The sequence below is a fragment of the Bradyrhizobium erythrophlei genome (assembly GCF_042430365.1).
GTDB classification, from domain to species: Bacteria; Pseudomonadota; Alphaproteobacteria; order Rhizobiales; family Xanthobacteraceae; genus Bradyrhizobium; species Bradyrhizobium erythrophlei.
On the sequence record NZ_JBHMET010000076.1, the window covers coordinates 42,685 to 57,290 of the forward strand.

The 14,606-nt window shown below is 64.6% G+C and carries 15 protein-coding genes; 10 read left to right on the forward strand and 5 right to left on the reverse strand.

Annotated features, from left to right (window positions below):
- Positions 1–31: 31 nt before the first annotated feature.
- The 4 genes from pdhA (at position 32) to ACFFWD_RS14495 (ending at position 4,977) form a co-directional block, all read left to right on the forward strand.
- Entirely contained in the window at positions 32–1,129 is a 1,098-nt protein-coding gene (gene pdhA / locus ACFFWD_RS14480; protein WP_376966139.1) for a pyruvate dehydrogenase (acetyl-transferring) E1 component subunit alpha, read from the forward strand.
- Positions 1,122–2,102 carry an alpha-ketoacid dehydrogenase subunit beta gene (locus ACFFWD_RS14485; protein ID WP_376966141.1) on the forward strand — a complete coding sequence of 327 codons (981 nt, stop codon included), beginning with the start codon at positions 1,122–1,124 and terminating at the stop codon, positions 2,100–2,102. The genes pdhA and ACFFWD_RS14485 overlap by 8 nt, the downstream gene beginning before the upstream one ends.
- 20 nt (positions 2,103–2,122) lie before the next feature.
- Positions 2,123–3,223, forward strand: a complete 1,101-nt coding sequence (locus tag ACFFWD_RS14490) for a dihydrolipoamide acetyltransferase family protein (protein WP_376966143.1) — start codon at positions 2,123–2,125, stop codon at positions 3,221–3,223.
- Between the two features lie 158 nt (positions 3,224–3,381).
- The gene (locus ACFFWD_RS14495; RefSeq protein ID WP_376966145.1) at positions 3,382–4,977 is read left to right on the forward strand and encodes an ABC transporter substrate-binding protein; all 1,596 of its coding nucleotides are present in this window, start codon (positions 3,382–3,384) and stop codon (positions 4,975–4,977) included.
- A gap of 132 nt (positions 4,978–5,109) precedes the next feature.
- On the opposite strand, the gene ACFFWD_RS14500 is transcribed toward ACFFWD_RS14495, so the two are convergent.
- From ACFFWD_RS14500 to ACFFWD_RS14510, 3 genes are all read right to left on the reverse strand, one after another.
- Positions 5,110–5,952 (reverse strand): transglutaminase family protein, encoded by an 843-nt coding sequence (locus ACFFWD_RS14500; RefSeq protein WP_376966147.1) that lies wholly within the window; start codon positions 5,950–5,952, stop codon positions 5,110–5,112.
- A 172-nt stretch (positions 5,953–6,124) separates the two neighbouring features.
- Complete coding sequence (locus ACFFWD_RS14505) at positions 6,125–7,072, reverse strand: alpha-E domain-containing protein (protein ID WP_376966149.1); 948 nt, start codon at positions 7,070–7,072, stop codon at positions 6,125–6,127.
- A gap of 8 nt (positions 7,073–7,080) precedes the next feature.
- The gene (locus ACFFWD_RS14510) at positions 7,081–8,499 is read right to left on the reverse strand and encodes a circularly permuted type 2 ATP-grasp protein (protein WP_376966151.1); all 1,419 of its coding nucleotides are present in this window, start codon (positions 8,497–8,499) and stop codon (positions 7,081–7,083) included.
- Positions 8,500–8,720: 221 nt separating this feature from the next.
- Between ACFFWD_RS14510 and ACFFWD_RS14515 the strand changes: the two genes are divergently transcribed.
- The 3 genes from ACFFWD_RS14515 to ACFFWD_RS14525 all read left to right on the forward strand — a co-directional run bounded on the left by ACFFWD_RS14515 (position 8,721) and on the right by ACFFWD_RS14525 (position 10,789).
- Positions 8,721–9,461, forward strand: coding sequence for a competence/damage-inducible protein A (locus ACFFWD_RS14515; protein ID WP_376966153.1), 741 nt, complete (start codon positions 8,721–8,723; stop codon positions 9,459–9,461).
- 38 nt (positions 9,462–9,499) lie between these two features.
- On the forward strand, positions 9,500–10,027 hold the full coding sequence (gene gpt / locus ACFFWD_RS14520) for a xanthine phosphoribosyltransferase (protein WP_376966155.1): 528 nt from the start codon (positions 9,500–9,502) through the stop codon (positions 10,025–10,027).
- Positions 10,028–10,177: 150 nt separating this feature from the next.
- Complete coding sequence (locus ACFFWD_RS14525) at positions 10,178–10,789, forward strand: hypothetical protein (protein ID WP_376966157.1); 612 nt, start codon at positions 10,178–10,180, stop codon at positions 10,787–10,789.
- 14 nt (positions 10,790–10,803) lie between these two features.
- Here the strand turns inward: ACFFWD_RS14525 and ACFFWD_RS14530 are convergent, their stop codons facing one another.
- Both ACFFWD_RS14530 and ACFFWD_RS14535 read right to left on the reverse strand, forming a co-directional pair.
- On the reverse strand, positions 10,804–11,037 hold the full coding sequence (locus tag ACFFWD_RS14530) for a hypothetical protein (RefSeq protein ID WP_376966158.1): 234 nt from the start codon (positions 11,035–11,037) through the stop codon (positions 10,804–10,806).
- A complete protein-coding gene (locus ACFFWD_RS14535) occupies positions 11,037–12,059 on the reverse strand; it encodes a methionine synthase (protein ID WP_376966160.1) in 1,023 nt (340 codons plus the stop codon). The genes ACFFWD_RS14530 and ACFFWD_RS14535 overlap by 1 nt, the downstream gene beginning before the upstream one ends.
- A 99-nt stretch (positions 12,060–12,158) precedes the next feature.
- On the opposite strand from ACFFWD_RS14535, the gene ACFFWD_RS14540 reads away from it, so the two are divergent.
- The 3 genes from ACFFWD_RS14540 to ACFFWD_RS14550 all read left to right on the forward strand — a co-directional run bounded on the left by ACFFWD_RS14540 (position 12,159) and on the right by ACFFWD_RS14550 (position 14,587).
- Positions 12,159–12,860: a glutathione S-transferase N-terminal domain-containing protein gene (locus tag ACFFWD_RS14540; RefSeq protein WP_376966162.1), complete on the forward strand. Its 702-nt coding sequence runs from the start codon at positions 12,159–12,161 to the stop codon at positions 12,858–12,860.
- A 141-nt stretch (positions 12,861–13,001) separates the two neighbouring features.
- Positions 13,002–13,613 (forward strand): 2-hydroxychromene-2-carboxylate isomerase, encoded by a 612-nt coding sequence (locus tag ACFFWD_RS14545; RefSeq protein WP_376966164.1) that lies wholly within the window; start codon positions 13,002–13,004, stop codon positions 13,611–13,613.
- Entirely contained in the window at positions 13,613–14,587 is a 975-nt protein-coding gene (locus ACFFWD_RS14550) for an NADPH:quinone oxidoreductase family protein (protein ID WP_376966166.1), read from the forward strand. The genes ACFFWD_RS14545 and ACFFWD_RS14550 overlap by 1 nt, the downstream gene beginning before the upstream one ends.
- The last annotated feature ends 19 nt before the right edge of the window (positions 14,588–14,606 follow it).

Below are 14,606 nucleotides of genomic sequence, written 5' to 3' on the forward strand. Positions count from 1 at the left end.
TGGGAGGCAGGGTCGCTCCAGGAGTGAGAGCGTGGCCAGCAAAAGAGCACACGAAGAGCTCCCGGTCATTGCGCGCTTTGAGGTGCGCCGCCGCAATTACCTCGCGCCGGACGGCTCGACCAACCGGCCGCTGCCTGTCTTCGCCACCGATGCCAAGCTGCTCGTCGAATTGTACCGCTCGATGGTGCTGTTGCGCCAGTTTGACCGCAAGGCTGTTGCGTTGCAGCGCACCGGCAGGCTGGGAACCTATGCGGTTTCGCTTGGCCAGGAAGCGGTATCGGTCGGGATCGCCAGTGCGATGCGGGAGGAAGACGTCCTGCTGCCGTCCTACCGCGACAACGGCGCGCTGCTCTGGCGAGGCGTCAAGCCGGAGGAGATCCTGCTGTTTTGGGGCGGCGACGAACGCGGCAATCAATTCTCGGGGCCTGCCCACGATTTCCCGTTCTGCGTTCCCGTCGGGTCACAGGCGCCGCATGCCGCCGGCGTTGCCTATGCGTTGAAGCTGCGCAGGGAACCGCGTGTCGCGGTATGCCTGTTCGGCGACGGTGCCACTTCGAAAGGTGATGTCTACGAAGCAATGAATTTTGCCGGCGTGCACAAATTGCCGGTCGTGTTCGTCGCCACCAACAATCAATGGGCCATATCGGTCCCGTTGCGGCTGCAGAGCGCTACCGAAACGCTGGCGCAGAAGGCGATTGCCGCCGGCTTCACCGGCGAGCAGGTGGACGGCTGCGACGTGGTGGCGATGCACGCCGCGGCCGAGGAGGCCATTGCTGCTGCGCGCGAGGGCAAAGGCCCTCGCTTCATCGAGGCGGTCGCGTATCGGCTGGGTGATCACACCACGTCCGACGATGCTGCGCGCTATCGTTCGCCCGATGAAGTCCAGGCGCATTGGAAGGAAGAGCCGATTGCGCGCTTCCGGGCCTATCTTGTCGGTCGGAAGCTGTGGACCAAGGCGGACGAGGAACGGCTTGCCGCCGAGTGCCATGAACGTATCGAAGCGGCGGTGGAGCGCTATCTGACGACGCCGTCGCGCCGGCCGGAAACCATGTTCGACAATCTCTATGCCGATCTGCCCGAGGCGTATGCCGCGCAACGCCACGAACTTGCGGGAGAGAGCGATGCCTGAAGTCACGTTGGTCGAAGCCATCAATCTGGCGCTCGGCCGCGCGATGCAAGATGACCCTGATGTGGTGGTGCTTGGCGAAGATGTCGGTGTCAATGGCGGCGTCTTCCGCGCGACCGTGGGCTTACAAGAGCGTTTTGGTCCGGAGCGCGTGCTTGATACGCCGCTCGCCGAACTCCTGATCAGCGGGCTTTGTGTCGGCATGGCTGTGCAGGGCCTGAAGCCCGTCGGCGAGATCCAGTTCATGGGATTTCTCTATCCCTGTCTCGATCAGCTCGTGAACCATGCGTCGCGCATGCGCAACCGCACCCAGGGGCGGCTGACCTGTCCGATGGTCCTGCGCACGCCGCACGGTGCCGGCATTCGGGCGCCCGAGCACCATTCGGAAAGCACCGAGGCGATGCTCGCCCATATTCCCGGCTTGCGTGTCGTCATGCCGTCGTCACCGGAACGCGCCTATGGGCTGCTGCTCGCTGCGATCCGCGACCCCGACCCGGTGGTGTTCCTGGAGCCGACACGGCTCTATCGCGCGGCCAAAGGCGAGGTGGAGGACGACGGCGAAGCGTTGCCGCTGGATCTTGCCTTCGTGCTGCGCGAAGGCCGCGACGTCACGCTGATCGGCTGGGGCGCGATCATGAAGGAAACCATGGCCGCGGCGGATGCACTTGCCGGGGAGGGCATCGATGCCGAAGTGATCGATCTCGCTACGCTCAAGCCCTATGATGAAAACACCGTGCTCGGCTCGGTCGCCAAGACCGGGCGCTGCGTCATCGTGCATGAGGCGGCACACACTGGTGGATTTGGCGCCGAAATCGCCGCCGTGATCGCCGAGCGCGGCCTGTCCTCGCTGCTCGCACCCGTGAGCCGCGTCACCGGCTACGACACGGTCGTCCCGATGGCACGCCTCGAGCAATACTACATGCCATCAGTCCGACGCATCGTGGCCGCAGCCCGGAAGGCCTGCCAGTACAACTGACCTCTGACGGACACTGCCCCATGCGCCAGTTCACGTTGCCGGATCTTGGTGAAGGCCTTGAAGAGGCGGAGATCGTCACCTGGTACGTCAACGAGGGCGACCACGTCGTGACCGACCAGCCGCTCGTGTCGGTCGAGACCGACAAGGCGGTGGTCGAGATACCGTCGCCGTCCAGCGGACGCATCGCGCATTTGTTCGGCGCCAAGGGGGACATCGTGAAGGTCGGCGCGCCGCTGCTGGAGTTTGCCGAGGGCGCCGAGCAGGACACCGGCACAATTGTCGGCGAGCTCGGCGGCGGCGAACGTGAGCCGGTGGCCGCTGCTCCCTCCGCGTCGCCTGACCGGCAGGGCGTGCAGGTGTTTCCGGCGGTGCGCGCGCTCGCCCGCAAGCTTGGCGTCGCGCTTGATCTCGTCGAGGCGACGGGACCCGGTGGCACCATCACGCGGGCCGACGTCGAGCGGGCGGCGAAGCGGATGTCTCACAGCGGACCGGCTGAGCCGCTGCGCGGCTTGCGGCGCGCAATGGCCCAGCGCATGGCGGTGGCGCATGCCGAAATCGTCCCTGCCACCGTCACCGATGAGGCCGATATCGAGGATTGGCGGCAGGGCGAGGATGTGACGATCCGGCTGGTGCACGCCATCGCCGCGGCCTGCAAGGCAGAACCCGCGCTCAATGCCTGGTATCATTCCGGCACGGCAGAGCGGCGGCTGATCGAACGCATCGATCTCGGAATCGCGGTCGACACCGGAGGCGGCCTCATCGTTCCCGTGCTGCGCAACGTCGCGGAGCGGAGCGTATCGGATTTGCGCGCCGGGCTCGACCGGCTGCGGGCCGATGCGATCGCGCGCTCGATCCCTCCTGAAGAGCTGCGCGGCGCGACGATCACGTTGTCGAATTTCGGAATGATCGGGGGCCGGTTCGCCAATCTGATCATCGTGCCGCCGCAGACGGCAATCATCGGGGCGGGGCGGATTTCGGAGCGGGTGATCGCGCATCGGGGACTGCCCGCAGTCCGACGCGTGCTGCCGCTGTCGCTCACCTTCGACCATCGGGTGGTGACGGGCGGCGAAGCGGCCCGCTTCCTGGTCGCCCTCAAGTCCGACCTCGAGAGGAGTCCGTGAACCACCCGTCCGCCGTCTATCGTAGTTGCGTGCCCTAGGGGAGTGGCTCTGCGCTGAACGCAGCCCGCAATGACATACGCTGCGCATCGTTGCGACGTGCGCGGCGTTGTGCTCGATTGTATCAGGCCGACAGAAAACAAAAATTCCGGGAGGCGAGAATGTCGTACAGGCTGGCTGCGTGCGTCGCGGCGTTGGGTATCGCGCTGGCGGCCGCAAGCCCCGCATGCGCCCAGAAGAAGGGCGGCACCTTGCGGCTCTATCACAACGACAATCCGCCCTCGACCTCGCTGCTCGAGGAATCCACCATCGCCTCGGTGATGCCGTTTGCGGCCGTCTTCAACAATCTCGTGGTGTTCGATCCGGCCAAGGTCCATGAGACCGTCGACACCGTGATCCCCGATCTCGCCGAAAGCTGGTCGTGGGATCCGACCAGCACGAAACTTACATTCAAGCTGCGGCAGGGCGTCAAATGGCATGACGGCCAGCCGTTCACGGCAAAGGACGTGCAGTGCACGTGGCGGATGCTGATAGGCAAGGGCGACACCCAGGACTTCAAGCGCAATCCGCGCAAGGTCTGGTACACGAAGCTGAAGGACGTCAGCGTCAATGGCGACCTTGAGGCGACATTCGAGCTGAGCGAGCCGCAGCCGGGCCTCCTGGCGCTGCTCGGGAGCGCCTTCTCGCCGGTCTATCCCTGCCATGTGCCGCAGCAAGTGATGCGGACCAAGCCGGTCGGGACCGGACCGTTCAAATTCGTCGAGTTCAAGCGTGGCGATTCCATTCGTCTGGTGCGCAATCCCGACTACTTCAAGAAGGACCGGCCGTATCTCGACGAGATCACGGTGCGCACGATCGACAGCCGCGCGACGCGGATGCTGGCGTTTGCGACCGGCGACTACGATATCACCTTTCCCTCCGACGTCAGCGTGCCCCTGATGAAGGATGTGAAGGCGCGCTCGCCGAATGCGATCTGCGAGATGACGGCGACCAACACCCAGATCAACCTGATGGTCAACCGCGTCAATCCGCCGTTCGACAATCCCGATATCCGCCGTGCGATGTCGCTGGCGCTCGACCGCAAGGCCTTCAACACCATCCTGATGGAAGGCACCGGGCGGCTCGGCGGCGCGATGCTGGCCAAGCCCGAAGGCGAGTGGGGCATACCGCCGGACGTGCTGGCGACGCTGACCGGCTACGGCCCCGACACGGAGAAGAACCTAGCGGAAGCACAGGCGATCATGCAGAAGCTCGGCTATAGCGACGCCAAGCCGCTGCCGATCAAAATCCAGACCCGCAATCTGCCGACCTATCGCGATCCGGCCGTGATCCTCGCCGATCAGCTCAAGAAGATCTACATCACCGGCGAATTGGACATCCTGGACACGCCGCGTTGGTACTCTCGGCTGCAACGCAAGGACTACACGATCGGGCTCAACGTCACCGGCGTCAGCGTCGACGATCCCGACGGCAATCTGGTCGAGAACTATTCCTGCAACTCCGAGCGCAACTATACCCAGTATTGCAATGCCGAGGTCGACAAGCTGCTCTCCGCGCAGTCGCGCGAGCTCGACCGCGACAAGCGCCGGGGAATCGTGTTCGACATCGAGCGCCTCCTCGTCGAGGACGCGGCACGCCCAATTATCCTGCACTCATCGGCCGGCAATTGCTGGCAGCCCTACGTGAAGAATTTCCATCCGCACGACAACAGCCAGTACAACAACCTGCGCTTCGAGGACGTGTGGCTGGACAAGTGACGGCCGAAAGGTGGTCATTCCGGGGCGCGCTTAGCGCGAACCTCAGATGCGCAATTGCGCATCGGGGAATCTCGAGATTCCGGGTCTGGTCCCTCGGACCATCCCGGAATGACGAGGACTGTGACGGCGTGACTACGACTGCGTCTGGCTCTGCCATTGGCCGGGGCGTCCGGCCTGCTCGACCTTGACGGCGACCGTCAGCGTCTCCATCCCGCCGCCGTAGCGGGTGCCGCGGACCGGGGCGGCGCCGAGATAGTCGAGGCCGATCGCGACGCGGGCATGGGCGTCGGTGGTGCAGATGCCGTTGGCGGTGTCGAAGCCGACCCAGCCGAGATCGGGCACATACGCCTCGGCCCAGGCGTGGCCGGCTTGCTGGTTCACCATGCCGTCGGAGCGCAGGAAATGGCCGGAGACGAACCGGGCCGGCACGCCGCCGGCGCGCGCGCAGGCGATGAAGATATGGGCGTAATCCTGGCAGACGCCGCGCCTCAGCGCGAACGCCTCGGAAGCCGAGGTGCCGCTGTTGGTCGGGTCCTCGTCGAACGTCATGTGCTCGTAGATCTGCACCATCAGCGCATGCAGGAAGCCGAGCACGTCGCCGCCGGCTTCCGCGCGCAACTCGCGGACGAAGCTCGCCATCGCCGGGTTGACGTCGGTCAGCGGCGTCGGGCGCAGGAACAGGCTCGGCGGGAACCGCTCGTCGGTACCGCGCAGCACGCCGCCGGTGTCGTGGGTCTCGATCAGGCCCTCGACATGGATGGTGAGGTCGGCGATCGCGCCGTGTGTCAGCACGTGCGTGACGTTGCCGAAGGCGTCCTCATGGGTATCGAGCCGGGAGTCGGTCGAGACATCGATCTGCCAGTCGGCGACATACTGCCCGTCATGGCTGCCGGGCGTCATCCGCAGGATCTGGATCACGCCCGAGGCCGCCGGCTCGTAGCGATAGGTGGTGGTATGGGCAATCCGCAGGCGCATGGCTGACCAACAGAAGGTTTGGGATCCTCATGCCCGGCCAAAAGCGCGCAGCGCGTCTTGGCGCCAGATGTGCCGGGCATCCACGTCTTTCTTCCTTATCGTCCTTCAAAGCAAGACGTGGATGACCGGGTCAAGCCCGGCCATGACGAGATTCCTTGCTCTTCAGAACCCATCAGATCAGATACTGCTTGGTGATGATCTCACCCAGCCGCGAGTTATCCGCGATGAACTCCTGGATGAACTCGTGCACGCCGTGCTGGAAGATATCGTCCATATGGCTGTGTTCAAGCCGGTTTCTGACGCCGCGGGCGTGGCGCTGGGCGGCACCCTGGCGGCCATAGGCGACGCCGATCTGGTCCAGATTGCGCACCAGATTGCTGTAGCAGCTCGCCAGCGACCGCGGCAGCGTGTCGTTGAGGATCAAAAGGTCCGCGATCAGCCAGGGTTTCAGCGTCTCCCGGTACACCCAGTGATAGGCGGTCAGCGCCGAGACCGAGCGCAGGATCGAGGTCCACTGGTAGTAGTCGAGCGGGCCGCCGATATGTTCCTCCTCAGGCAACAGCACGTGATACTTCACGTCGAGGATCCGCGCGGTGTTGTCGGCGCGCTCGAGATGAACCCCGAGGCGCGAGAACCAGTAGGCGTCGTTGCGCAGCATGGTGCGGTAGGCCGAACCGTCGAAGCGCAACGAGGTCTCCTGGACGAAGCGCAGGAACTTGGCCAGGTCCTCGCGGCTCCCGCTCCCGCCCTTGGTCCAGACTCCCTGCAACTCGATCCAGGCCGAGTTGATGGTGTCCCACATCTCAGATGTCAGCGCGGTGCGCACCGAGCGCGAATTGAGCCGCGCCGCCTCGATGCAGTTCTTGATTGAGGACGGATTCTCGTCCGAGAACGAGAGATACTGGACGACGTTGTGCTCGTTGGCCTCCTGATAATGGTCGTAGAAGCTCGCACCGACGCCGGCCGTGAGCAGCGCGGAATCCCACTCATTGGTCTTGCCGACATAGGCCGCCGGCAGCGCCGTGACGCGGAGCGTCGCATCGATGGTGCGCGCGAGATATTCGGCGCGTTCGACATAGCGGGCGAGCCAGAACAGGTTTTCGGCGGTGCGCGACAGCATGCTCTCAACTACTCGCTCAGTATCCAGGTGTCCTTGGTGCCGCCGCCCTGGCTCGAATTGACCACGAGCGAGCCTTCCTTCAGCGCCACGCGGGTCAGTCCGCCCGGCACGATGGTGGTGTGGCTGCTGCCGGTCAGCACGAACGGACGCAGGTCGACATGGCGCGGCGCGAGCCCCTTCTCGGTGCAGGTCGGGCAGGTCGACAGTGCCAGCGTCGGCTGGGCGATGAAACCTTCCGGCTCGCGCTTGAGCTTGTCGCGGAACGCCTCGATGGTCGCTTTCGTCGCGGCCGGACCGATCAGCATGCCGTAGCCGCCGGAGCCGTGCACTTCCTTGACCACGAGGTCGGCGAGATTGTCGAGCACGTAGGAGAGGTCCTGTGGTTCGCGGCAGCGCCAGGTCTGCACGTTCTTCAGGATCGGCTCTTCGCTGAGGTAGAACTTCACGATGTCGGGCATGTAGGAGTAGATCGCCTTGTCGTCGGCGATGCCGGTGCCGACGGCGTTGGCGAGCGTGATGTTGCCGGCCGCATAGGCCGACATCAACCCGGGGACGCCGAGCGCGGAATCCGGGCGGAAGGTCAGGGGGTCAAGGAAGTCGTCGTCGACACGGCGATAGATCACATCGACGCGCTTCAGCCCCTCGGTGGTGCGCATGAACACCTCGTCGTTCTTGACGATGAGGTCGCGCCCCTCGACGAGCTCGATGCCGAGCTTGTCGGCGAGGAAGGAATGCTCGTAATAGGCCGAGTTGTAGACGCCCGGCGTCATCAGCGCGACCGTAGGCTCCGCCGCGGCGCTCAAGGGTGCGACCGACCGCAACGCCGACAACAGCTCGTCCGGATAGCGCTCGACCGGCGCGACGCGGTGCCGGGCAAACAGATCCGGAAACAGCCGCATCATGATCTCGCGGTTTTCCAGCATGTAGGACACGCCGGAGGGCGTCCGCGCGTTGTCCTCCAGCACGATGAAGTTTTCCGGATCAGTGCGGATGATGTCGATGCCCGCGATATGGACATAGACGTCGTGCGGGACGGCCTGGCCGTTCATCTCCGGGCGGAAAACCGGGTTCTGGAAGATCAGGTCTTCCGGGACGACGTTGGCGCGCAGCACGTCGCGGCCGTGATAGATGTCCTTGAGGAACATGTTGAGCGCGAGCACGCGCTGCTTCAGGCCCTTTTCGAGGAGGGTCCATTCCGTGGCCGACATGATCCGCGGGATGACGTCGAAGGGGATCAGCCGTTCCTGGGCTTCCGCGTCGCCGTAGACCGCGAAGGTAATGCCGATCCGGCGGAACAGGAGCTCCGCCTCCTGGCGGCGATATTCGAGCGCATCCGGCGGCGTTTCTTTGAGCCAGCGAGAGAGCTCCTGGTAGGCCGGGCGGAGGTCCCCGCCGAGGCCGTTCATTTCATCGAAAGCAACTGCCATAAATTCCGACTGCCCTTCGAAGCCATGTGACACAGTGCATGACTTGAGGTGGTGGTAGCAAGGGGCGGGCCAGCGCGATATGCATTGGACCGCGGCATTTGCGGGGGTGATTTCCGGCACTGCCTGAAAAACCGGCTGAGGCCTGCTTATTTCGGCAGCAAAACCCCGTGACATCAAGGCGTTGCGGCGGCAATGTCAAAGGGCAAAGTAAGGAATAGACCATGAGCGAGATCGTCACGGCAGGGCTTCTGGTGATCGGCGACGAGATCCTGTCCGGCCGGACCAAGGACAAGAATATCGGCTTCATCGCCGAATACCTGACCAACATCGGCATCGACCTGAAGGAGGTGCGCGTCGTTGCCGACGACGAAGCCGACATCATCTCCGCGCTTGATGCGCTGCGGCATAGGTACGCCTACGTGTTCACCACCGGCGGCATCGGACCGACCCATGACGACATCACCGCCGACAGCGTGGCGAAGGCGTTCGGGGTCGATATCCATCATCATCCCGAAGTGGTGGCGCGGTTCAGGGAGCGCTGGAGCGAACAGGATTTGAACGAGGCGCGGCTGCGCATGGCCCGCGTTCCCGACGGCGCCGAACTGATCCAGAGCGCGACCATCTTGGCGCCGGGGTTCAAGCTCGGCAATGTCATCGTGATGGCCGGCATCCCCTCGATCATGCAGGCGATGATGGATATTGTCGCGCCGCGGCTGAAATCGGGCGTCCGGATGCTGTCGGATTCGGTGCGCGCCGATGCGCGGGAAGGCGACATCGGCGGGCCGCTGCGGGCGATCGCGCTGGCCCATCCCGACACCATCATCGGCAGCTACCCGTTCCAGGACGAGGACAAGAGGCCCAACACCAATCTCGTGGTGCGCTCGCGCGATCCCGAGAAGCTCGCCGCGGCGATGGCTGCGGTGAAGCAGATGCTGAAGCAGGTGCACGGTGCGGCGACGTGACGCGCGCCATCGGATCGATCGAATGAAGCAGATGCAACATGGTTGAAAAAGGTTCCGAACTCAGCGCGCAGGAGCGGGCCGGCAAGGCATTTCCGGTGTCGTGGGATCAATTCCACCGGGATTGCCGGGCGCTGACCTGGCGGCTTAACGAGGTCGGCCCGTTCCACGCCGTCATCGCGATCACCCGCGGCGGGCTGGTGCCGGCCGCGATCGTGGCCCGCGAGCTCGGCTTGCGCGTGATCGATACGGTGTGCGTGGCGAGCTACGACCACGACAAGCAGGGCGACCTCAAGGTCCTCAAGGGCATTTCGGAAGCGACCGCGAAACTCGGCGGCGGCACCGGCAAGGGACTCCTGATCGTCGACGATCTGGTCGACACCGGCAAGACCGGCAAGCTGGTGCGCCAGTTGCTGCCCGATGCACATTTCGCCACCGTCTACGCCAAGCCGAAGGGGCGGCCGCTGGTCGACACCTACATCACCGAGGTGTCGCAGGACACCTGGATCTTCTTCCCCTGGGACACCGCGCTGTCGTTCCAGCCGCCGATCCGCGACGGCGCGGCGTGAGTTCTCCGTCATTGCGAGCCATCCGGTAGGCGCGAAGCGCCGCCGGACGACAGGCTCCGCGAAGCAATCCACGCATCCGCGCATGCGGTACAATGGATTGCTTCGTCGCTGGCGCTCCTCGCAAATGACGATTGTGGCTAGAGGTGCGCCATGCCCCTGCAAAACCGCGTCACGCCATCAGGCGACATCGTCGCGACCGAACATCGCGGCACCTTCACCGGCAATCGCGGCATCATCCACGATCCCGCGACGCGAACGCTGTTAAAGAAGCGCTGGTCGACGCCGGCCTGGATCACCTGTCTCTGCGAGTTCAGGGGATGGCGGCGCAAGGTGATGAGCCGGCGGAGCTGGACCGAGCTGTTCTTCCTTGATGAAGCGACCGCGTTCGCCGCCGGCCACCGGCCGTGCTTCTTCTGCCGACGCGACGATGCCAAGCGTTTTCGCAGTTGTTGGGAGGAGGGCAACGGTGTGAACGGCATCAGCGCGAAGGCGATGGACGCGGTGTTGCATCGTGAGCGGCTCGATCGGAGCAAGAAGAGGCTACATCCGCTGCCGATGCCGCTTGGCGAGCTGCCCGATGGCGCGATGGTGCAGGCGGGCAGGGACAGCTATCTCGTCGCCGGTGGCCGCACCCTGCGCTGGTCGTTCGCGGGCTATGTCAGCGCCGAGGTGGCAGGCCTTGCCCTGTTGCTGACGCCGCCATCGACGATCCGAGCATTTCAGGCCGGCTACCGGCCGGTGCTGCATCCGAGCGCCGGTTAGTCGCGAGCGCCCAGTCAGCGCAGCGGCTTGCCCTGTTCGTCGACGCTCATCCGGGAATCCCGAAGCGTCCATTCCTTGATGATCTGGCGACAGCGCGCGATCTCCGGCGTGTCCGGTGTTGGCTGCGATTGCGCCACGCGCGCGATCATGTCCCGGCAGGCATTGAGCTGGTCGCGCTCGCCTGCATGCGCCGACGACGTGGCGGCCAGCACGACGGCAGCCGCAGCGATACGAACCATCACGGTCATTATGCAAGCCGTTGCCGCGCCAGCCTGGCGCCCGCGCCGAGCGCCATCAGCTTGGCTTCGGCGATATCGCGTCGCATCGGCGCCATTCCGCAATTGGTCGTCGCGACGATGTTGGCCTTCGGCACGAATTTCGCGACCGCCTCGATCACCTTGACGACGTCTTCCGCGGTCTCGATCTCGTCGCTGGCGACGTCGATCACGCCCGCCTGCACGATCTTGCCGGGGAGCGCCGCCAGCAATTCTAGCGGCACCTTCGAATTGCGGCACTCGATCGCGACCTGCTGGATCGCACTCTTGTCGATCACCGGAAAGGTCTCTTCGTACTGCCGCCACTCGCCGCCGAGCGTCTGCTTCCAGTCGGTGTTGGCCTTGATGCCGTAGCCGTAGCAGATGTGGACGGCAGTGGCGCAGGTCAGCCCTTCCGCGGCGCGCTCCAGCGCGTTGATGCCCCAGTCGCGCACCTGGTCCATATAGACGTTGAAGGCAGGCTCGTCGAACTGGATCATGTCGACGCCGTCGGCGGCAAGCGCCTTGGCCTCCTGGTTCAACAGCTCGGCAAAGGCGAAAGCCATCTTGACGCGGTCGCCGTAATACTTGTCGGCAATGGTGTCGATGATGGTCATCGGGCCGGGCAGGGTGAACTTCAGCCTGTTTTTCGTATGCGCGCGGGCGGTGTGGGCTTCGCTGGCATGGACGCGGCCCTTGAGCTGCAGCGGCGCGACCACCTGGGGCACCATCGCCTTGTAGCGATCCTTGCGGATGCCCATCTCGACCTTGTGGGCGAAGTCGATGCCCTCGATCTTCTCGAGGAAGCCGTGCACGAAATGCTGGCGCGCCTGCTCGCCCTCGGTGACGATATCGATGCCGGCATCCTCCTGCAGCTTCACTGCCAGCACGGTGGCATCGCGCTTGGCGCGGGCGAGCTCCGCGCCTTCCGACTTCCACGGCGCCCACAGGACGTTCGGCTCGGCCAGCCATTCCGGCTTCGGCAGCGAGCCCGCGATGGTGGTTGGAAACAGCATGGGAGCCTCCCATAGAGTTCTGATTGAGCGCCTGTCTGCCATGTCTTATGGTCGAGGTACAGAACAACAAAAGTCTTTGTGACCGGGAATAGGGACCCCATGATCGACCTGCACTACGCGCCGACGCCGAATGGCTGGAAAATCTCGATCATGCTGGAGGAACTGGGGCTGCCCTATAAGGTCATTCCGGTGAACATCCGCGCCGGCGAGCAGTTTGGTCCGGAGTTCCTGGCGATCAGCCCCAATAACCGCATTCCCGCGATCGTCGACCATCAGCCTGCCGACGGCGGCGGACCGTTCTCGGTGTTCGAGACCGGCGCGATCCTGATCTATCTCGCCGACAAGGCCGGCCGCTTTTTGCCACAGGACATGCGTCGGCGCTCGACCGTCATCCAATGGGTGATGTGGCAGATGGCGGGCCTCGGCCCGATGCTCGGCCAGCACGGCCATTTCGCGCTCTATGCCGCGGAGAAGATCCCCTACGCGATCGAACGCTATCGCGACGAGGCGGCGCGGCTCTACGGCGTGCTCGACCGTCAGCTCGGCAAGACCGGCAGCTACGTCGCCGGCGATTATTCGATCGCCGACATCGCCTGCTTCCCCTGGACCATGACCCACAAGGCGCAGGGCTTTACCCTCGACGACTACCCGAACGTCAAGCGCTGGTACGCCGCGGTGCGCGCCCGTCCGCAGGTGCAGGCGGGACTTGCGATCGGCAAGTTCGTCAAGGAGCCGTTCGACGAGGAGGCGCGCAAGAATATGTTTGGCGCGCGGGCAAAGGAGTTGGTGGGGAAACGGTAAGAGCTCACCGCGTCGTCATTGCGAGGAGCGCAGCGACGAAGCCATCCATTCTTTCTTTGACCGACGCGATGGATTGCTTCGCTTCGCTCGCAATGACGGTGTAAGGTCCTAACCAAGCAACAAGATGCAACAGGAAACGCCATGATCGAATTCTTCTTCGACTGTTCCAGCCCCTGGACCTATCTCGCCTGGCACAACATCCAGCCGCTGGCGAAGGAGCTCGGCGCCGAGATCGTTTGGCGGCCGATCCTGGTCGGCGGCATCTTCAACACCGTCAATCCTTCGGTCTACGCGCAGCGTGAACAGCCGGTGCCGCTGAAGGCGCGCTACATGAAGAAGGACCTCGCCGACTGGGCGAGTTCCGCGGGCCTTGCAATCAAGATGCCACCGACGGTGTTTCCGGTGAACAGCGTGAAGGCGATGCGCGGCTGCATCCTTCTTGGCAACGAGAAGATGGTGCCGTTCGCGCGCGCGGTGTTCGAAGCCTATTGGGGCGACGACAAGGATATCTCGCAGGACGCGGTGCTGAGCGAAATCTGCGGCAAGCTCGGCATCGATCCGGCAAGATTCCTCGCCGGCATCGGCGAGCAGGCGATCAAGGACCAGCTCAAGGCCAATACCGAGGAGGTGGTGGCGCGCGGCGGCTTCGGCTCGCCGACGATCTTTCTCGACAAGACCGACATGTATTTCGGCAACGACCGCCTGCCGCTGATCCGCGAGGCGCTGGCGCGCCTTAAGGCGCGGGCCGCCTGATGCCGAAAGCCGTCGTCTGCCGCGAGCTCGGGCCGCCCGAGCGTCTCAGTCTGGAAACCTTCGCGTCCGTGCCGCTGAAGCCGGGCGAGGTGCGTGTCGCCATTCGTGCCGCCGGGATCAATTTTCCTGACATCTTGATGGCTGCGGGCGAATACCAGCTCAAGCCGCCGCTGCCGTTCACGCCGGGCTCGGAAGCCGCCGGCGATGTCGTCGAGGTCAATGACGCCAAGGGCGTCGGCGTCGGCGACAGGGTGATCGTCAAGATGCGCTTCGGCGCCTATTGCGACGAGGCGGTGGCTGTGCCGTCGCAGCTCGTGCCGATCCCGTCGACCTTCGACTATGCAGAGGGCGCGACCTTTCTCGCCGCCCACGGCACCGCCTATCACGCGCTGATCGATCGCGGGCAGATCAAGCCCGGCGAGGTGCTGCTGGTGCACGGCGCCGGCGGCGGCGTCGGGCTCGCCGCTGTCGAGATCGGCAAGCTGCTCGGCGCCACCGTGATTGCCGCGGCATCATCGGAGGAGAAGCTTGCGATCGCGAAAGCACGCGGCGCCAACCATCTGGTGCTTTACGAGCGCGAGCCATTCCGCGACGTGGTCAAGCGCCTCACCGACGGACGCGGCGCCGACCTGGTGTTCGATCCCGTCGGCGGCGAGGTGTTCGAAAATTCGATGCGCTGCATCAACTGGGGCGCGCGCCTCCTCGTCGTCGGCTTCACCGGCGGCATCGGGCTTGCTCGCACCAACCTCCTGATGATCAAGGGCGCGAGCGTACTCGGCGTCCGTGCCGGCGAGGCGGTGCGCAAGAACCCCGCGCTTGGCGAGGTCAGGATCAAGGCGTTGAGCGAATGGGCCGAGGCAGGCCGGGTGCGGCCGAACATCTCGCATCGTCTGCCGCTGGAGGACTACGCGAAGGCAATGCGGCTCCTGATCGAGCGCAAGGCGATCGGACGCGTGGCGCTGCTCACCCGGTAAATTACGGGCCTGCACAGGT